The sequence below is a fragment of the Mycobacterium sherrisii genome (assembly GCF_002102355.1).
In the GTDB taxonomy this organism is placed as follows: Bacteria; Actinomycetota; Actinomycetes; order Mycobacteriales; family Mycobacteriaceae; genus Mycobacterium; species Mycobacterium sherrisii.
Genome location: NZ_LQPT01000019.1, coordinates 182550 through 200282, shown reverse-complemented (window position 1 = coordinate 200282; position 17733 = coordinate 182550). Strand labels below are relative to the sequence as shown.

Genomic DNA, 17733 nt, shown 5'->3' with positions numbered 1-17733 from the left:
TGTGAGGAGGAGAACGTCAATGCGCGCTGCCGATTTCGTCTTGCCCGCCAGCAAAGTGGAGTCCGGGCGGCCCATCCGGATCGTGCTGGTCGCCCCGCCGTATTTCGATGTTCCACCCAACGGCTACGGCGGCGTCGAAGCGGTCGTCGCCGACCTGGCCGACACGCTGGTGGCCCGCGGGCACCACGTCACGCTGCTCGGCGCCGGCCGGCCTGGTACGGCGGCCGACTTCGTCCCGCTGTGGGATCGCACCCTGCCCGACCGGCTGGGCCAGCCGTACCCGGAGGTCATGCACGCGTTGAAGGTGCGTAGCGCGGTGACCCGGATCGCCGCGACCGACGGTGTCGACATCGTGCACGACCACACCTTCGCCGGACCCATCAACGCCCCGGCCTATCACGCGCTTCGGGTGCCGACGGTGGTCACGGTGCACGGCCCCATCGACGACGATCTGTACCCCTACTACCGGGAGCTCAGCGGCGATGTCGGGCTGGTGGCAATCAGCGACCGGCAACAGGAACTGGCTCCCGATCTGAATTGGGTTGGCCGCGTGCACAATGCGCTGCGGATCGACGAATGGCCTTTCGAGACCGAGAAGCACGATTACGCGCTGTTTTTGGGCCGGTACGCGCCCTATAAAGGCGCTCATCGCGCGGTGCGGGCGGCACACGAGGCCGGGATCCCGCTGGTGCTCGCCGGCAAATGCAGCGAGCCTGCAGAGAAGGAATACTTCGAGGAGTGCGTGCGCCCGCTGCTCACCGACAGCGACCACGTGTTCGGTGAGGCCGATGCGGTCAGCAAGCGAAAGCTGTTGTCGCGCGCCCGTTGTCTGCTGTTCCCGATCGACTGGGAGGAGCCATTCGGGATCGTGATGCTCGAGGCGATGGCCTGCGGCACGCCGGTCGTCGCGCTGCGCGGCGGGTCGGTACCGGAAGTGATCGTCGACGGTGTGACGGGCGTGGTATGCGAAGACGCCGACGAACTGCCTGCCGCTATCGACCGGGCGCAGACACTGGATCCGCACGCGTGCCGGCGACATGTTGCCGCCAATTTCGATGTGGCACAGTTCGGCTCGGCATACGAACAGATCTATTGCGGCGTCCTGGAGCGGACGGGCGACGCCCCTCGCGGCGTGCGCGGCATGGGCGTCGTCGAATCCCTCGGGCACGACGGACGCACCCACGACTTCATCCACAAGGCCGCCGTGTGACGGCTCCGACGCCTTTCAACAGCGGCTCACCGGTCCAGATCGGCTCCGGCGGCGACACGGTGACGCTGGTCGACGGCGCGACGTTCTGCCTGTCCGACCGGCACGGGAACGTGATGGTCGGCAGGTCACACGGATTGTTTTTCCGCGACGCGCGGGTGCTGTCGCGCTGGGAGCTGCGCATCGACGGGGAAACCGCCGAGGCGCTGTCGGTCGAATCGACGGAAGCGTTTGCCGCGCAGTTCATTCTGCGACGGCCACCGCGTTCGGGGCCGGACAGCACACTGCTGGTCGTGCGCGAACGGCTGGTGACCGACGGGCTGCGGGAAACGATCTGGCTGCAGAACATGGACAAGGAAAGCACCGTCGTGTCCCTCGAGCTGCACGCCGACGCGGACTTCGCGGACCTGTTCGCGGTCAAGGAGGGACGAGTACCGGTCGGCGGGGCCGAAAAGGCGGTGGCCGCAGGCGAACTCGTGCTGCGCGGCCGGGGCGACCGGCTGCGGGGCCTCACGGTGTCGGCGACCGGTGACCCGGTGGTGGTACCCGGGTCGCTGAACTGGCGGGTGGTGGTGCCGCCCGGGGGGCGCTGGCAGACCGAGATCACGGCGCAACCGACGTGGGCGAATCACAAGGTCCGCACCGGCACCCCGCGCGGGGAGACCGCGCGAAACAGCGCGCCGGCCCGCAAGATCGAGGCGTGGCGCGACAGCGCGACCACGGTCGACACCGACCACACCGTGCTGGCCCGCGTGCTCGGCCAGACCGAGAGTGACTTGGGGGCGTTGCTGATCCACGACGCCGACGGTCGCCGGTCGTATGTCGCCGCGGGAGCGCCCTGGTTTATGACGTTGTTCGGCCGGGACAGTTTGCTCACCGCCTGGATGGCTCTCCCGCTGGACGTCGGCCTCTCCATCGGTACCCTGCAGCGGCTTGCGGACCTGCAGGGCCGGCGCGTCGATGCCGTCACCGAGGAACAGCCCGGCCGCATCATGCATGAGCTCAGGCACGGCCCCGACAGTGCCGACGTGCTGGGCGGTGGCGTCTACTACGGGACGGCCGATGCGACGCCGCTGTTCGTGATGCTGCTTGCCGAATGCTGGCGGTGGGGCGCCGACGAGGCGGTCATCCGCGCGTTGCTGCCGGCGGCCGACGCGGCGCTGGCCTGGGCGCAGGAGTACGGCGATCAGGACGGCGATTGCTTCGTGGAATACCAGCGTGCCACCGACCGTGGGCTGATCAATCAGGGCTGGAAGGACAGCTTCGACGGGATCAACGACGCCGCCGGCCGCATCGCCGAGCCGCCGATCGCGCTGTGCGAAGTGCAAGGCTACGTATACGCCGCGCTGCTGGCGCGGGCCGAACTCGCCGAGGCGATGGGCGACACCGGCCGCGCTGACCGGCTGCGCGCGCGTGCCCAGCTGCTGCGGGACAGGTTCATCCAAAAGTTTTGGCTGCCCGAAAAGGGTTGGTATGCGGTCGCATTGGATAGGCACAAGCGCCCTGTCGACGCGTTGACGAGCAATGTGGGCCATTGCCTGTGGACCGGAATTGCGACCGATGAACACGCCGCGGCCATTGTGGAGCGGTTGTCCGGTCCGGAGATGGACTCCGGTTTCGGGCTGCGGACGCTGGCCACCGGCATGGGGGCGTACAACCCCATGAGCTACCACAACGGCTCGGTGTGGCCGCATGACACCGCCATCGCGGTGGCCGGGTTGCTGCGCTACGGCCACGTGCCGGGCGCGGTGCATTTGGCGCACCGTCTAACGAGTGAACTTCTCGATGCCGCAACGTCTTTCGGCGGAAGGCTGCCCGAGTTGTTCTGCGGTTTTCCCCGTACCCAGTTCGCCGCGCCGGTGCCCTATCCCACGTCCTGCTCACCGCAGGCGTGGGCCAGCGCGGCTCCGCTGTTGCTGTTGCGGTCGGCGCTGGGGCTGGACCCGCATGTGCCGAACCGTACCCTGTCGATCGCGCCGCGGCTGCCGGTCGAGTGGGGACGGATCGCGTTGACCAATCTGCGCTTGGGCTCCAGCACCGTGCACCTGGAGGCCGAGGGCGAGACCGCCAAGGCGCACGGCCTGTCCGACGACTGGCAGCTGCTGACACCCGACAACGTCGCCGGTTAACCGCGGCTCAGGCCGCTCAGCTCCAGCGCCAGCTGCTGACGCACCGCGGGAACCCGCGCGGCCAGGCGCATCCCGGCGTTACGCACCGGGCGCAACGGCCGCGGCAGTGTCGAGACCCGGGTGAGTCGGCCGGTCAACCGCAAGACATGTTGGGCCTGGTCCCGCTGGACGCTGCAATAGCGGTCCAGGGCGGCGTCGGTTCCTGTCGTCAGGGCGCCGGAAAGGGTTTCGGAAAGGGCTGCCGCCAACGAGGTCGCGTCGACGATCCCGAGGTTCATGCCCTGGCCACCGGCGGGGCTGTGCACGTGGGCGGCATCGCCGGCGAGCAGCACGCGGCCGCGTCGGTAGCTGTCGGCGACGCGGTGGTGAATCCGGAATCGGGTTCCCCACAGTAGCTGGCTGACCACCGTGGCTCCCGTGCCGAAGCCCCTGCTGTCCAACAATGACTGGACGAACTCAAGCGACGGTACCTGCGGGGCGTGCGCCGTCGGCGCGACGACGCGAAAGATATTGCCTGGCAATGGCGCCAGCACCGTCAAACCGTCCTTGGCGTAGAACAGGACGACCTCGTCGCGGGGCGCCTCGCCGGAAAGCCGCACGTCGGCCAGCGTGAAGGATTCGCTGAATTCGCCGCCGGCGAACCCGATTCCGGCCTGAGCGCGAACGGTGCTGTGCATGCCGTCGGCCCCGACGAGGTAGCCGGCGCGGATGCGCTCGCCGTCGGTAAAGGTGGCGGTCACACCGTCGGCGTCCTGGATGAAACGGTCCAGGACCTTCGGACGCAGCACCGCGCCGCCCAGTTCGTGCAGGCGCTCCAGCAGCAACCGCTCGGTCTCGGCCTGCGACAACATCAGGGTGTACGGATGCTCGGTCGGGAGCCCGTCGAAGTGGACCGGAATCAGGATCTGCCGGCCCTGTCGGATGGTGAAGCGCGGCGCGATCAGTCCGGCTTTGACCATGCGCCGCGACACGTCGAGGTGGTCGAGCGCCTCCAGCGTGCGCGCGTTGACGGCGGCGGCGCGCGAGGTGTTCGCTCCCTCGGGCTGCTTGTCGGCCACGACCGTCCGCAGGCCGCGGTCGATCAGCGACGCGGCAAGGGTGAGGCCGGTGGGGCCGGCACCTATCACCAGAACATCGACGTCATTCATGGTCGGCTCCTCTCCCGGAGTTCGGCGTTAGTCAACGCTTGTTGGCATAGCTCCATGCTGGCGCGGCGAGGACCGGATGTCAACACTTGTTGGCCTACAATTGTTGACATGAGGCGCAGCGCGGAGCGGACCAAGGCGGCAATCCTGGCGGCGGCCCGGGAGCGATTCGGGTCGGCCGGCTTCCAAGGGACCACGATCCGCGGCATCGCCGCCGACGCCGGGGTGGACCCGGCAATGGTGATGCGTTACTACGGCAGCAAAGACAAACTGTTCGCTGCCGCGGCGGAGTTCGACCTCCGATTTCCCGACGTCGCAGCGCTGGACCGGACCCAGCTCGGACGATCGCTGGTCCGGCACTTTCTGCAACGTTGGGAGGACGACGCGTTGGTCATCCTGTTGCGCTCGAGCGCCACCAACACCGAGGCCGCCCAACGCATGCAGGACATCTTCCAAGCGCAGATCCAACCGCTGGCCGCGGCGCTGGTGCCCGAAGCGCAGGCCGCCACCCGCGCCGGGCTGGTCGCGACGCAAATCCTCGGTATGGCCTTGTGCCGGTTCGTGTTACGGCTTCCGCCTGTCGTGCAGATGAGCAACGACGAGGTGGTCGAGTGGCTCGGCCCGACGATCCAGCGTTACCTCGCGGCGCCGGAGGCCGACGTCGCCGCGGGCAACCCGATGTTGCGATAGCGGCGCAATCGCGCGGCCATCCGTTCGTCGCCGGGGATATCGCGCAACGCCTTGACCTCCGTGGCGATCGCGCGCGACAGCCGTTGGGAGAACTCGATCGGTTCCTCCGCCGCATCGGGGTGCTCCGGCACGATGGCATCGATAATTCCCGAGCGCAGCAAATCGGCCGATCGAATGCCTTGCGCGGCAGCCAATTCGGGAGCATGCACCGTATCGCGGAACACGATCGCGCTGGCGCCCTCCGGCGGCAGTGGAGCCAGCCAGCCGTTGAGGGCGGCCAGCACCCGGTCGGCGGGCACCATCGCCAGCGCCGGGCCGCCGCTGCCCTGACCGAGCAGTACCGACACCGTCGGGGTGTCCAACGTCACCAATTCCGCGACGCATCGGGCGATCTGACCGGCCAGCCCGCCCTGCTCGGCTTCGGCGGATAGTGCCGGGCCGGCGGTGTCGATGACCAGCACCAGCGGCAGCCGCAGCTCCGCGGCCAACGCCATGCCGCGTCGGGCCTCCCGCAACGATGCGGGCCCGACGAGCCCGCCGGTGACACGCTGCTGGCCGAGGACGACCGCCGGTTGGCCGGCGAACCTGGCCAGCGCCAACAGGGTGGTCGCCGCCTCGCCGCTGCCGGTGCCCGACAGCAACACCCGGTCGGTGGCGCCGTGCCGCAGCAAATGCCCAACACCCGGACGGTCGGGGCGCCGCGATGCGATCACCGAATCCCATGCCGGCACATCGGGAATCGGCTCGGCGTGCTGAGGCGCGCGTAGCTCCTCCGGGGCGTCGGCGATGACCTTCAGCGCGCGATCGGTCGTGCGGCGCAGTTCGTCGATGGACACCACGCCGTCGATCACGCCGTGGCGGTGCAAATTCTCCGCGGTCTGAATGCCCTTCGGGAAAGGCTCGCCGTAGAGCTGTTCGTACACCCGCGGTCCCAGGAAGCCGATCAGCGCGCCGGGTTCGGCCACGGTGACGTGCCCCAGCGACCCCCAGGACGCGAAAACCCCGCCTGTGGTGGGGTTTCTCAGGTAGACGAGGTAGGGCAGGTGAGCTTGCTTGTGCAGGGTGACCGCCGCGGCGATCTTCACCATCTGCAGGAACGCGACCGTGCCCTCCTGCATCCGGGTACCGCCGGAACTCGGCGAGGCCAGCAGTGGAAGGCGTTCGGCCGTGGCCCGTTGGATCGCGTTGGTGATCCGTTCGGCCGCCGCGACGCCGATCGACCCGCCGAGGAATCCGAACTCACACACCACGAGTGCCACTCGCCGCCCGAATATGCGCCCCTCGCCGGTTAATACGGCCTCGTCGAGGCCGGTGGCGGCCCGGGCGCCGGCGAGCTCCTGGGCATAGGCCTCGCTGATTGGTATTTCGAGCGGCGCGCTGTCCCAGCTCACGAACGAGCCCTCGTCCAGCACTGCGTCTCGTAGTTGTTTGGTCTTGATGCGACTCACGCCATGAGGCTATATAGGGTGGCGCTATGATCGGTATCACCCAGGCAGAAGCCGTTATGACCATCGAGTTGCAGCGCCCGGAGCGTCGCAACGCCCTCAACTCCCAACTGGTCGAGGAACTGCGCGAGGCCGTGCTGAAGGCCAGTGAGGGGTCCACCCGAGCGGTCGTGCTGACCGGCCAGGGCACGGTGTTCTGCGCGGGCGCGGACCTGTCCGGTGACGCCTTCGCCGCCGACTATCCGGACCGGCTGATCGAGTTGCACAAGGCGCTGGACGCGGCTCCCATCCCGGTGATCGGCGCCATCAACGGACCGGCCATCGGCGCGGGCCTGCAGCTTGCCATGCAGTGCGACCTCCGCGTCGTGGCTCCGGATGCGTTCTTTCAGTTCCCCACCTCGAAATACGGTCTGGCCCTTGATAACTGGAGCATTCGGCGGCTGTCGACGCTGGTCGGGCACGGTCGGGCACGCGCGATGCTGCTGGCCGCCGAGAAGTTGACCGCCGACACGGCGCTGCTGACGGGAATGGCCAACCGGATCGGCACGCTGCAGGACGCCCAGGCCTGGGGCGCCGAGATCGCCGGGTTGGCCCCGCTGGCTATTCAGCACGCCAAACGGGTACTCAACGACGACGGCGCGATCGAGGAGGCCTGGCCGGTGCACAAGGAACTGTTCGACAAGGCCTGGGCCAGCCAGGATGTCATCGAGGCGCAGGTCGCCCGGGTCGAGAAGCGGCCACCGAGGTTTCAGGGGGCCTGACAGCAATGGCGCCCGCAGCACTGCGCCTGGCCGCCGGCACGCTCACGCTTGCCGCGGGCGGGTGGGCGCTGCGAGCCCTGCGCGGCGCGCCCGCCGCCCTGGGGGCCGACCCGTCGTCGATTCTTGCCGTCACCCGGCACTCGCCCAATTGCCGCGACGGGTCGTTCGTCAACCTCGAGGCGCCGTCGAACAACAACCTCAACCGCGAGCAACTCGCGCTGATCGCGTGGGAGTTCGTCGGCGCCCGGGGTCGGAGCCGACCGCCCGACTTGATCCCGTTGGCGGCGCCGGGCACCTTCGACGGCGACCCTGGCCGCCTGGCGGTCACCTGGCTCGGCCACTCCACGGCATTGCTGGAGATCGACGGTTACCGGGTGCTCACCGACCCGGTGTGGAGTCACCGGTGCTCGCCGTCGCACGTGGTCGGTCCGGAGCGTCTACACCCGCCGCCGGTGGCGCTGGAGGCGCTGCCCGCGGTCGACGCCGTGGTCATCAGCCATGACCACTACGACCATCTGGACATGGACACGATCCTCGCGCTGGCCCGCACCCAGTGGGCTCCCTTCTTCGTGCCGCTCGGCGTGGGTGCCCATCTGCGCGCGTGGGGCATCCCCGGGCACCGAATCGTCGAACTCGACTGGCACGGAAGCGGCGACGTTGGCGAGTTGTCGCTGATTTGCCTTCCGGCGCGGCACTTTTCGGGCCGATTCACCGACCGCAACACCACCCTGTGGGCTTCTTGGGCAATCATGGGTCCTACCCGTCGGGTGTACTTCGGCGGGGACACCGGATACACGAAAAGTTTCGAGCAGATCGGCGCCGACCACGGACCCTTCGATGTGACCCTGTTGCCGGTCGGCGCCTACAACGCCGCGTGGCCCGACATCCATATGAATCCCGAGGAAGCGGTGCGGGCCCACCGCGACCTCACCGTCGGCGGGTCCGGGCTGATGATGCCCGTCCATTGGGGCACCTTCCGGTTGGCGCCACACCCGTGGGCCGAGCCGGTCGAACGGCTGCTGACGGCCGCGGAGAGCGCCGCCGTCCAGGTTGCGGTCCCCGCCCCCGGCCAGCGCGTCGATGCGGCCGGGTCAGCCCGACTCAACCCGTGGTGGCGAATGTAGTCGCCCGGAACCGGACTGTTCTAGCGCGCAACGTAATTCGCTGTACGAGTGGACCAGGTCGTCGAGCGCGAAGGCTCTGTTGAGCCCGCTCGGGTTCGGCAACACCCACGCGGCGGTGCCGGCGAACCCGGGGGAATAGCGACCCCAGCCAATTCGTGGTTGTCCGGTCATCGCGGTCAGGGCACGTTTTCCGAGGAACGCCACCACCCGCGGAGCGTAGCGCCGCATCTTCGCCTCGAACTGGGGTCGTGCGACCCGGAACTCCTCCGCGGGGACATCGCTTGCCCGCCTGCTCGGCCGGGTTACGACCGCCGTGATGCCGCACCCGTAGTCGAGCAAGCGGCGCTCGTCGATTGGCAGCAATCGGGTGTCGGTGAAGCCCGCCAAGTGCAGGACCGACCAGAATCGGTTGCTGCGGTTGGAAAAGTTGTGACCGTCGACGGCCGCCGTCGTCGCCGGGTTGACACCGCAGAAGACCACATCGAGGCCTCGGGCGAGGACATCCGGGCGGTATCCGACCATATCGGTGCTCCTCCCTGCGAGGGTGCGGCGCGCCACCAGAGCGCATCCATCGTAGGCGCGGGGCGCTAGAGTCTGCGAGCATGACGAAACGCGCTGTGTTTGCCGTCGTCATCGCGATGCTGCCGGCGCTGGTGGGATGCGGAGCCGGACAACCCGTGTCGCCGTCCGCGTTGTCCACGGCGGCCCCCAACGAGGTGTCCGGCCTGGACATTCCGCCCCGACGCATCGACGACGCCATCGCCAAGGTCGACGGCCTGGTCGGCGACCTGATGCGCAACACCGGCGTTCCAGGGATGTCGGTGGCGGTTGTCCGTGGCGGGAAGACCGTGTACGCCAAGGGTTTCGGAATCAAGGACGCCAGAAAAGGCAACGGCAAGGACAACCAGGTCGACGCCGATACGGTGTTTCAACTGGCGTCGGTGTCGAAGTCGGTGGGCGCGACCGTGGTAGCCCATGCGGTGACCGACCATCTCGTTTCCTGGGACACCCCGGTCGTTGCCAAGCTGCCGTGGTTCGCGCTGTCGGACCCCTACGTCACCAGTCATGTGACCGTCGCCGACCTGTACTCGCACCGCTCCGGACTGCCCGACCACGCCGGCGACAAGCTGGAGGATCTGGGCTACGACCGGCGGGAAGTGCTGGAGCGGCTGAAGTTGTTGACGCTGACGGCTTTTCGAAGCAGTTACGGCTACACCAACTTCGGCTTGACCGCCGCCGCCGAGGCGGTGGCCGGTGCCGCGGGTAAGTCCTGGGAAGACCTGTCCGACGAGGTGCTGTATCGCCCACTGGGGATGACGTCGACGAGTTCGAGATACGCCGACTATCTGGCCCGGCCCAACCGCGCGGTGCTGCACGTCAAGAGCGGCGACAAATGGGAACCGCGTTTCCAGCGCGACGCCGATGCGCAGACCCCCGCCGGCGGGGTGAGTTCGTCGGTCAACGACCTGGCGCGCTGGCTGGCCATGGTGATGGCCAACGGCACCTACAACGGTCAGCGGATCACGGCGCCGGAGGCGCTGCTGCCCGCGATCACTCCGCAGGTCATCTCGATGCCTGCCGCATCGCCGAAAGCCCGCGCCGGCAGCTACGGTCACGCGTTCAACGCCACGGTGACCTCGTCGGGGCGCACCCAGTACAGCCACTCCGGTGGGTTCTCGTCGGGCGCGGCGACCAACTTCGTTGTCCTGCCGTCGGAAGACATCGGCATCATCGCGCTCACCAACGGCGCACCGTACGGCATTCCGGAGGCGCTGACCGCACAATTCATGGACCTGGTGCAGTACGGCCAGCTCCGGCAGGACTGGCCGACGCTGTACAACCACGCACTCGGCTGGATGAACAACCCGCAGGGCTCGCTGGTCGGCCGGCCGCCACCCGTGCACCCCGGCCCGGCCCGGCCGCTCACCGATTACCTCGGCGTCTACGCCAACGACTACTGGGGACCGGCCGTCGTCACCGAGAACAACGGCCGCCTCGAGCTTGCACTGGGACCCAAGAACCGGACGTTCCCGCTCACCCACTGGGACGGGGATACCTTCGTCTTCTCGATCACTGACGAAAATGCGCCGCCCGGAACGATTTCCAAGGCGGTGTTTTCCGGGTCTCGCGAGGCCACGCTCAACCTCGAGTATTACGACACGGACAAGCTGGGAACGTTCGTCCGATGACCCGTGCCGCCGCCGCAGGCCTCACCGATGCCGAGGTGGCGCAGCGGGTGGCCGACGGGCGAAGCAACGCGCTTCCGGCACGCGCCACCCGCAGCATCCCCGATATCGTTCGCGCCAACGTCTTCACCCGGATCAATGCGATCCTGGGTGTGCTGCTGCTGATCGTGGTGGCGACGGGTTCGCTCATCAACGGCCTGTTCGGTCTGCTGATCATCGCCAACAGCGTCATCGGCATGGTGCAGGAGATCCGCGCCAAACAGACGCTGGACGCGCTGGCCATCGTCGGCCAGGCAAAACCGTTGGTGCGCAGGCAATCCGGTACCCGCACAGTGGCGCCCGGCGACGTGGTGCTCGGCGACATCATCGAGCTGGGCCCGGGGGACCAAATCGTGGTCGACGGCGAGGTCCTGGAGGAGGCCAACCTGGAGGTCGACGAGTCGCTGCTGACCGGGGAGGCCGACCCGATCGACAAGCACGCCGGCGATGCGGTCATGTCGGGAAGCTTCGTCGTCGCCGGCACCGGCGCCTACCGCGCGACCAGGGTGGGCGCGGCGGCCTACGCGGCCAAGCTCGCGGCGGAGGCCAGCAAGTTCACCCTGGTGAAATCCGAACTGCGCAACGGCATCAACCGGATCCTGCAATTCATCACCTACCTCCTGGTGCCTGCCGGCCTGCTGACGGTCTACACGCAGTTGTTCACCACCCACGCGCATTGGCGCCAGTCGGTGCTGCGAACGGTGGGGGCGTTGGCGCCGATGGTGCCCGAGGGTCTGGTGCTGATGACGTCGATCGCGTTCGCGGTCGGCGTGATCAGGCTTGGCCAACGTCGTTGTCTGGTACAAGAATTGCCGGCCATCGAGGGATTGGCCCGCGTCGACGTGGTGTGCGCTGACAAGACCGGCACCCTGACCGAAACGGGGATGGCCGTCGCCGAGGTGGTCGAACTCGCCGGTGACCGTCCGGCCGCGGTGGCCGAAGCGCTGGCCGCGCTGGCCGCGGCCGACGCACGCCCCAACGCGAGCATGCGGGCGATCGCCGATGCCTTCGGCCGGCCGCCGGGCTGGACCGCCACGGCCCGGGCACCGTTCAAGTCGGCCACCAAGTGGAGCGGGGTGTCCTTCGGCGAGCACGGCAACTGGGTGATCGGTGCACCCGATGTGCTGCTCGACCCGGCGACACCGGCCGCCGTGCAGGCCGAAGAGATCGGGGCGCGCGGACTGCGGGTGCTGCTGCTCGGTGCCGCGGACGTCGCTGTGGATGACCCGGCCGCGCCGGGCCGCCTGACGCCGGCCGCCCTGGTGGTGCTGGAGCAAAAGGTGCGCCCGGACGCCCGTCCGACGCTGGAATACTTTGCAGCCCAGCATGTTTCGGTCAAGGTGATCTCCGGGGACAATGCGGTGTCGGTCGGTGCCGTCGCGGCCCGGCTAGGCCTGCGCGGAGACGCGCTGGACGCGCGGCAACTGCCCGAAGACCCCGCCGCCCTGGCCGACGCGCTGGACACCTACACCACCTTCGGGCGGGTGCGGCCGGATCAGAAGCGCGCCATCGTGCATGCCCTGCAAGCGCATGGGCATACCGTGGCCATGACCGGCGACGGCGTCAACGACGTGCTGGCGCTCAAGGATGCCGACATCGGTGTCGCGATGGGCGCCGGTAGTCCGGCCTCGCGCGCGGTAGCCCAGATAGTGTTGCTGGACAACAGGTTTGCCACGCTGCCCTATGTCGTGGGAGAGGGTCGGCGGGTGATCGGCAACATCGAGCGGGTGGCCAATCTGTTCTTGACCAAGACGGTGTACTCGGTGCTGCTCGCGCTGTTGGTCGGTCTCGAGTGTTTGTTGTCCACACCGCTGCGGGCCGACCCGCTGCTCTATCCGTTCCAACCGATCCACGTCACCATCGCCGCGTGGTTCACCATCGGAATCCCGTCGTTCATCCTGTCGCTGGCGCCCAACAACGAGCGTGCCCATCCGCGCTTCGTCCGGCGCGTGCTCACCTCGGCGGTGCCGTCCGGCGTGATCGTCGGCACCGCTACCTTCGTCTCGTATCTGGTGGCGTACCAGGGCCGCCACGCCAGCTTCACCGAACAGGAGCAGGCGTCGACCGCCGCGCTCATCACGCTGCTGGTGACCGGGCTGTGGGTGCTGGCCGTGGTCGCGCGTCCCTACCAATGGTGGCGGGTGGCGCTGGTGGCCGCCAGCGCCTTGGCCTACGTCGCGATCTTCAGCATCCCGTTCGCGCAGCAGAAGTTTCTGCTGGACTTCTCGAATCCGGTGGTGACGGCCACCGCTTTGCAGATCGGGGTCCTGGGTGCGGCGGCCATCGAGGCCACCTGGTGGATCCGGGCCCGGATCCTCGGGATCGAGCCGCAATTGTGGCGACGGCCGACAGACCGGGGTGATTAGTCCCACACCGCCCCCGGCAAGTAGGGTTCTGCCAGCAAGGAGGATCCCCGGCGGCCCCGGGTGATCCGCGGGGAAAGGGATAACCGATGGGGTTCCTGGACAAGGCCAAGGATCTGTTGGCGCAGCATGCCGACAAGGTCGAGACGGCGATCGACAAGGCCGGCGAGTTCGTCGACGACAAGACGCAGGGCAAATATTCCGACACCATCCACAAGGTGCAGGAGGAGGCCAAGAAGGCGGCCGACTCTGCCAAGGGCGACCAGCACAACTAGGCACATGGCGAAACTCTCCGGATCCATCGACGTACCCCTGTCACCAGAACAGGCCTGGAAGCACGCCTCCGACCTGTCCCGCTACAAGGACTGGCTGAGCATCCACCGGGTTTGGCGCAGCAAGCTTCCCGACGAGCTGCAAAAGGGCACGGTGATCGAGTCGATCGTCGAGGTCAAGGGCATGCTCAACCGGATCAAGTGGACGATCGTGCACTACAAACCGCCGGAGGCGATGACCCTCAACGGCGACGGTGTCGGCGGGGTCAGGGTCAAGCTGCTGGCGAAGGTCAAGCCGAAGGACGACGGCTCGGTGGTCAGCTTCGACGTGCATCTCGGCGGACCGGCCCTGTTCGGGCCGATCGGCATGATCGTCGCCGCCGCGCTGCGCAGTGACATCGACGAGTCCCTGGAAAGGTTCGTCACCGTGTTCACCGGTGCCGACCCCGGGATGAACGGAGCCCGCGGCCTCGGTAACTGATCCGGTCACTGATCCGGTGCCCGGCTTGCGGCCGGGCCTGCGTGGCGCACGATGGCCGGTCCGACGGCCTATTAAGGTCGCACCATGACCCGCCTGCGCCCCGGATGGTTGGTGGCGCTGTTTGCCTTGGTGGTTGCGGCCAGCGTTTGGCTGCCCTGGCTCACCACCTCGGCCGGTGGCGGCGGCTGGGCCAGCGCCATCGGGGGTAGGCACGGCAGCCTGCAGCTGCCCCCCGGTTTCGGCGCGGGCCAGCTCATCACCTTGCTGTCCTCGGTGTTGCTGGTGTCCGGTGCCATGCTCGGCCGTGGGTTGTCGGCGCGGCTTGCTTCGGTTGCCGCGCTGGTCATTTCGCTGCTGATCGCGGTGCTCGTGGCGTGGTACTACAAGCTCAACGTCCACCCGCCGGTGTCGGCGCAATATGGCCTGTATGTCGGCGGAGTCGGCGCGATCTGCGCGGTCGTGACTTCGGCGGCGTCGTTGATCGTGGCGCTTGCCTCCGGCCGCTCCGGCCGGTGAAACTCAGCCGCCCGGGAATTCGTGTTTGCCCGACCCCGAGCTGTCGCTCGGCTCGTTGACTCCGAACACGAACGGCGCGAACACGACTTCCCGGCCGTCGGGGTCGCAGAAAGTGACGGCACCCGTCGCCGCCCAATAGGGGTGCTGCTCCGGTTGCGGTGCTCCCGCGGCCTGCAGGCGCGCGATCGCGGCCTGCTGGGCCTTGTGATCCGGGAAGTACAGGCACAACTGTTCGTGGGCGTCGACCGCGACCTCGCCGTCGGCCGCCTGCACGATCTCCATCGTCAGGTTCCAGCTGGGCAAACCGAAGATAGCGCCGTTGCTGCCGTAGCTGGCCTCGAACGTCTCGAACAGCGGCAGCCCGACCAGCTCACGGTAAAACCGCACTGTCTCTTCGAAATTGGCCGATCGGCGAGCAAAGCGAATCGCACCGATCGGCGCCAAGTGCGTGGGCCAATGCGTACTCCGTCGGGACCTGGGGGAGTTCATCGCCATGCAATAAAAACGTGCCGGCCCAACTCGCGGTTCACAGCGCGACGGCGGCGGCCGCCGACTCGCTGGTGCGCCAGCGCCGCAACTGGTCACCCGGCGCCCACGTCGAATGGGTACCGCTGGAAATGCGTTCCGGCAGTTGCAGTTTGCACACCGGCCCGTCGGCGATGCGGGCGGCGTCGAACACCAAGCAGTAGGAGGCGTCGGCGTTCATGTCGGTGGTCAGGGTGACCAGGTAGCCGTCGTCTTCGCCGCCGGCACCCACCCGCGGTGCCATCGCGGTCTCGCTGCCGTACACGCCGTCGCCGAACGAGAAGCCCTCCTGGCCGCCGGTGCGCACATCGTGTTTGACCAGTCCGTCGAACAAAAACCAACCCGGCTTGCCGGTGGCGGCGTAGGTGTAGCGGTAGCTACCGCCGGCGTACTCGGGGTTGATGGTGCCGAATTCGGTGATCGAGTCCGACAACTGTTCCTCTTTGACCGCGCCGGTGACCATGTTGAAGCGCCACCGGTGCAGCCGGGCCTGCAGCCGGTCCAGCGCGAGGAAGCGAAACAGCTTCTCCCACTTCGTTCCTCCGGTGTCCAGCGGCTGAGGGTCGCCCTCGAAGAACCCGTCCAACACGATCTCGTCGCCATCCTCGTAGGCGTTGGTGAAGTGCAGCACGAAGGTGGGGTCCGCCTCGAACCAGCGGATGTCGGCGGGTGAGCCGCGGCGGGGAATCACCGCGAAGCGCGACGGCAGGTCCGGATAGAACCGGGGTAGGTGTACGTCGTGCTCAAGCAGCCGCGGGTCCCAGAACAACGGAAAGTCGTTGAGGATGGCGTAATTCTCGGTGAACGCCATGTCATGGGGGAGACGTGGGCCGGGCAGTTCGACGTCGACGTAATGGGCCAGCTCGCTGTTGTCGTCGACGACGCCGTAGCGCAGGTACGGCTCTTGCTTGCTGTAGCTGAAGAACAGCAGCTCTCCGGTCCTGTGGTCGACCTTCGGATGTGCCGAGACGCCCCAATCGGCGGGGAAGCGTCCGTTCCAGCTTTCCTTGCCCAAGGTCTCCGCCGAATACGGGTCGACCCGGTACAGGTCACCGCATTGATAGAAACTGGTCAGCGCGATGCCGCGGTGCACGATGACGTCGGTGCTCGACGCGTCCTTCATCCGGGTCCGCGCACCCCAACCCTGCGCGCGGGTAGCTAACTGTACGGGTTCGGCCAGCCCGGGCCACAGCGGCTGGCCGGCGTCGTTCTCGGCTCGAAAACCGTCGGTACGAATAAAGCGGTTGCGGTAAAAGGCCTTTCCATCGCGAAAGCCCACCACGTGGATCATGCCGTCGCCGTCGAACGGGTGATAGGTCTGCAACGCCGGATGCAGCGGGTTCTCGGTGTTGCGCAGATACACGCCGTCCAGGTCGGCGGGAATCTCACCCTCCACCGCGATCAAATTGTCGGCATCCCACTCGGTGGTCTGCGGCCGCCAGGGGCCGGTGCGGTACGGGTGATCGTCGTCGTCGGGCAGCGTCGACAGGAACTTGCCGACGATGGCCACGTCGCCGGGGATAGCCATGTGTCAGCTCCCTTGCGTGGTCCCGACGACGAAACTGACCGTCGTCGCCGTGCTGCCGCCGAAATTCAATGTGCCGAAAGTCTTTGCGTCGTCGACCTGATACTCGCCGGCGCCGCCGCTGACCTGTTTTGCCGCATCGAGCAGCATCCGCACACCGGTGGCCCCGACCGGATGCCCGCCGCCGATCAGTCCGCCGCTCGGGTTGATCGGGAGCCGGCCGCCGATTTCGATCTCCCCGTTTTCGATCGCCTTGAACGACTCGCCCGGACCGGTTAGCCCGATGTGGTCGATAGCCAGGTACTCGCTGGGGGTAAAGCAGTCGTGGACTTCGAACCCGTCGGTGTCGTCCAGGGTCACCCGGGCACGACGCATCGCGTCAAGCACCGCCGAGCGCACATGCGGCAACACGTAGGGGTCGTGGTCGTCCGAGCCGGAACGGTCCAGCTTCTGTTGCAACCCGAGCCCGACGGTGCGATGTCCCCAGCCCTGGATGCGGCCGATCGGGCGCGCGCCGGGATGATTCCGTAGGTAGGCGTCGTTGACCAGCACCAAACCCGCACCGCCATCGGTCATTTGGCTGCAGTCCAGGCGCCGCAGCCGTCCCTCGGTGATCGGGTTCGACGCCTCGTCGTCGGTGATCGGATCGGGGACGGTCCAGCCGCGGGTCTGGGCATTGGGGTTGCGTCGCGCGTTGGCGAAGTTCAATTGTGCGATCGCGCGCAGGTGGGTCTCGTCCAAGCCGTAGCGGCGGTCGTATTCGTCGGCGACTTGGGAGAACATCGACGGCCACAGATAGCGGGCGTCGGCGCCCTCGTGACCCGTCCACGCCGCGGCGCCCAGATGCTGCGCGGCGGTGTCGCCGGGCACCGTCTTTTCCAGCTCGATCCCGACCACGAGCGCGGTGTCATACGCCCCGGATCGCAGATCGGACAGCGCCGCCAGCGCCGCGACGCTGCCGGACGCGCACGCGGCTTCGTGGCGCGCCGCCGGGGTGTCCCACAGTCCGTCGCATACCGTGGCCGGCATTGCCCCGAGGTGACCCTGTCCGGCGAACAACTCGCCGAAGGCGTTCGCGACATGGACGACGCCGATGTCGCCGGCATCCACCTTGGCGGCGGCCAAGGTGGACTCAACGATTTCAGCGGTCAGGGCCGCGAAGTCATGTCCCTCCCTGCTGAGGTTGCGGGCAAAGTCGCTTTGGTAGCCGCCGAGAATCCACACTGATGCCGAGCCGTCCATACCAGCGCACGCTACTCCTGCGCCGCCCCGAAAAAGGCGGACCCGTCGGCTCTCGGGCTGAACCGACGGGACCTAGGTGGACG

The 17733-nt window shown here is 67.8% G+C and carries 16 protein-coding genes; 10 read left to right on the top strand and 6 right to left on the bottom strand.

The window, feature by feature from the left end; all coding sequences use genetic code 11:
• Window positions 1–19: 19 nt before the first annotated feature.
• Together AWC25_RS02440 and AWC25_RS02435 are read left to right on the top strand one after the other, a co-directional pair.
• Window positions 20–1210, top strand: a complete 1191-nt coding sequence (locus AWC25_RS02440) for a glycosyltransferase family 4 protein (RefSeq protein ID WP_085166293.1) — start codon at window positions 20–22, stop codon at window positions 1208–1210.
• On the top strand, window positions 1207–3336 hold the full coding sequence (locus tag AWC25_RS02435; protein WP_085166292.1) for an amylo-alpha-1,6-glucosidase: 2130 nt from the start codon (window positions 1207–1209) through the stop codon (window positions 3334–3336). The genes AWC25_RS02440 and AWC25_RS02435 overlap by 4 nt, the downstream gene beginning before the upstream one ends.
• Here AWC25_RS02435 and AWC25_RS02430 read toward each other — a convergent pair.
• A complete protein-coding gene (locus AWC25_RS02430; RefSeq protein ID WP_069398421.1) occupies window positions 3333–4484 on the bottom strand; it encodes an FAD-dependent oxidoreductase in 1152 nt (383 codons plus the stop codon). The two genes, AWC25_RS02435 and AWC25_RS02430, sit on opposite strands and share 4 nt — an antisense overlap.
• A 108-nt stretch (window positions 4485–4592) precedes the next feature.
• On the opposite strand from AWC25_RS02430, the gene AWC25_RS02425 reads away from it, so the two are divergent.
• Window positions 4593–5171: a TetR/AcrR family transcriptional regulator gene (locus tag AWC25_RS02425; protein ID WP_069398422.1), complete on the top strand. Its 579-nt coding sequence runs from the start codon at window positions 4593–4595 to the stop codon at window positions 5169–5171.
• Here the strand turns inward: AWC25_RS02425 and AWC25_RS02420 are convergent.
• Window positions 5117–6619: an acetyl-coenzyme A carboxylase carboxyl transferase subunits beta/alpha gene (locus AWC25_RS02420; RefSeq protein WP_069398423.1), complete on the bottom strand. Its 1503-nt coding sequence runs from the start codon at window positions 6617–6619 to the stop codon at window positions 5117–5119. The two genes, AWC25_RS02425 and AWC25_RS02420, sit on opposite strands and share 55 nt — an antisense overlap.
• 26 nt (window positions 6620–6645) lie before the next feature.
• On the opposite strand from AWC25_RS02420, the gene AWC25_RS02415 reads away from it, so the two are divergent.
• Both AWC25_RS02415 and AWC25_RS02410 read left to right on the top strand, forming a co-directional pair.
• On the top strand, window positions 6646–7377 hold the full coding sequence (locus AWC25_RS02415; RefSeq protein ID WP_069398424.1) for an enoyl-CoA hydratase: 732 nt from the start codon (window positions 6646–6648) through the stop codon (window positions 7375–7377).
• A gap of 5 nt (window positions 7378–7382) precedes the next feature.
• Window positions 7383–8501, top strand: coding sequence for an MBL fold metallo-hydrolase (locus AWC25_RS02410; RefSeq protein WP_069398425.1), 1119 nt, complete (start codon window positions 7383–7385; stop codon window positions 8499–8501).
• Here AWC25_RS02410 and mug read toward each other — a convergent pair.
• On the bottom strand, window positions 8469–9023 hold the full coding sequence (gene mug / locus AWC25_RS02405; RefSeq protein ID WP_069398426.1) for a G/U mismatch-specific DNA glycosylase: 555 nt from the start codon (window positions 9021–9023) through the stop codon (window positions 8469–8471). The two genes, AWC25_RS02410 and mug, sit on opposite strands and share 33 nt — an antisense overlap.
• An 80-nt stretch (window positions 9024–9103) precedes the next feature.
• On the opposite strand from mug, the gene AWC25_RS02400 reads away from it, so the two are divergent.
• The 5 genes from AWC25_RS02400 (at window position 9104) to AWC25_RS02380 (ending at window position 14358) form a co-directional block, all read left to right on the top strand.
• Complete coding sequence (locus tag AWC25_RS02400; RefSeq protein WP_085166291.1) at window positions 9104–10690, top strand: serine hydrolase; 1587 nt, start codon at window positions 9104–9106, stop codon at window positions 10688–10690.
• The gene (locus AWC25_RS02395; RefSeq protein WP_085166290.1) at window positions 10687–13092 is read left to right on the top strand and encodes an HAD-IC family P-type ATPase; all 2406 of its coding nucleotides are present in this window, start codon (window positions 10687–10689) and stop codon (window positions 13090–13092) included. The genes AWC25_RS02400 and AWC25_RS02395 overlap by 4 nt, the downstream gene beginning before the upstream one ends.
• 86 nt (window positions 13093–13178) lie before the next feature.
• Window positions 13179–13364 (top strand): antitoxin, encoded by a 186-nt coding sequence (locus AWC25_RS02390; RefSeq protein ID WP_069398429.1) that lies wholly within the window; start codon window positions 13179–13181, stop codon window positions 13362–13364.
• A gap of 4 nt (window positions 13365–13368) precedes the next feature.
• Window positions 13369–13842, top strand: a complete 474-nt coding sequence (locus tag AWC25_RS02385) for a type II toxin-antitoxin system Rv0910 family toxin (protein WP_069398430.1) — start codon at window positions 13369–13371, stop codon at window positions 13840–13842.
• A gap of 84 nt (window positions 13843–13926) precedes the next feature.
• Window positions 13927–14358, top strand: a complete 432-nt coding sequence (locus AWC25_RS02380) for a hypothetical protein (RefSeq protein ID WP_069398431.1) — start codon at window positions 13927–13929, stop codon at window positions 14356–14358.
• 3 nt (window positions 14359–14361) lie between these two features.
• Here AWC25_RS02380 and AWC25_RS02375 read toward each other — a convergent pair whose 3' ends face one another.
• From AWC25_RS02375 to AWC25_RS02365, 3 genes are read right to left on the bottom strand one after another with little or no spacing between them, the layout of a single operon-like run.
• Window positions 14362–14847 carry a VOC family protein gene (locus tag AWC25_RS02375; protein WP_142278660.1) on the bottom strand — a complete coding sequence of 162 codons (486 nt, stop codon included), beginning with the start codon at window positions 14845–14847 and terminating at the stop codon, window positions 14362–14364.
• A 37-nt stretch (window positions 14848–14884) separates the two neighbouring features.
• A complete protein-coding gene (locus AWC25_RS02370) occupies window positions 14885–16411 on the bottom strand; it encodes a carotenoid oxygenase family protein (protein ID WP_085166289.1) in 1527 nt (508 codons plus the stop codon).
• Between the two features lie 3 nt (window positions 16412–16414).
• Window positions 16415–17650 carry an acetyl-CoA acetyltransferase gene (locus AWC25_RS02365; RefSeq protein WP_085166288.1) on the bottom strand — a complete coding sequence of 412 codons (1236 nt, stop codon included), beginning with the start codon at window positions 17648–17650 and terminating at the stop codon, window positions 16415–16417.
• Between the last annotated feature and the right edge of the window lie 83 nt (window positions 17651–17733).

Excerpts from the sequence above, each read along its gene's own strand:
- AWC25_RS02385 (WP_069398430.1), top strand. The coding sequence starts at position 13,369 with ATGGCGAAACTCTCCGGATCCATCGACGTACCCCTGTCACCAGAACAG.
- AWC25_RS02395 (WP_085166290.1), top strand. The coding sequence starts at position 10,687 with ATGACCCGTGCCGCCGCCGCAGGCCTCACCGATGCCGAGGTGGCGCAG.
- AWC25_RS02440 (WP_085166293.1), top strand. The coding sequence starts at position 20 with ATGCGCGCTGCCGATTTCGTCTTGCCCGCCAGCAAAGTGGAGTCCGGG.
- AWC25_RS02365 (WP_085166288.1), bottom strand. The coding sequence starts at position 17,650 with ATGGACGGCTCGGCATCAGTGTGGATTCTCGGCGGCTACCAAAGCGAC.
- AWC25_RS02425 (WP_069398422.1), top strand. The coding sequence starts at position 4,593 with ATGAGGCGCAGCGCGGAGCGGACCAAGGCGGCAATCCTGGCGGCGGCC.
- AWC25_RS02370 (WP_085166289.1), bottom strand. The coding sequence starts at position 16,411 with ATGGCTATCCCCGGCGACGTGGCCATCGTCGGCAAGTTCCTGTCGACG.
- AWC25_RS02430 (WP_069398421.1), bottom strand. The coding sequence starts at position 4,484 with ATGAATGACGTCGATGTTCTGGTGATAGGTGCCGGCCCCACCGGCCTC.
- AWC25_RS02390 (WP_069398429.1), top strand. The coding sequence starts at position 13,179 with ATGGGGTTCCTGGACAAGGCCAAGGATCTGTTGGCGCAGCATGCCGAC.
- mug (WP_069398426.1), bottom strand. The coding sequence starts at position 9,023 with ATGGTCGGATACCGCCCGGATGTCCTCGCCCGAGGCCTCGATGTGGTC.
- AWC25_RS02400 (WP_085166291.1), top strand. The coding sequence starts at position 9,104 with ATGACGAAACGCGCTGTGTTTGCCGTCGTCATCGCGATGCTGCCGGCG.
- AWC25_RS02410 (WP_069398425.1), top strand. The coding sequence starts at position 7,383 with ATGGCGCCCGCAGCACTGCGCCTGGCCGCCGGCACGCTCACGCTTGCC.
- AWC25_RS02415 (WP_069398424.1), top strand. The coding sequence starts at position 6,646 with ATGATCGGTATCACCCAGGCAGAAGCCGTTATGACCATCGAGTTGCAG.
- AWC25_RS02380 (WP_069398431.1), top strand. The coding sequence starts at position 13,927 with ATGACCCGCCTGCGCCCCGGATGGTTGGTGGCGCTGTTTGCCTTGGTG.
- AWC25_RS02375 (WP_142278660.1), bottom strand. The coding sequence starts at position 14,847 with ATGAACTCCCCCAGGTCCCGACGGAGTACGCATTGGCCCACGCACTTG.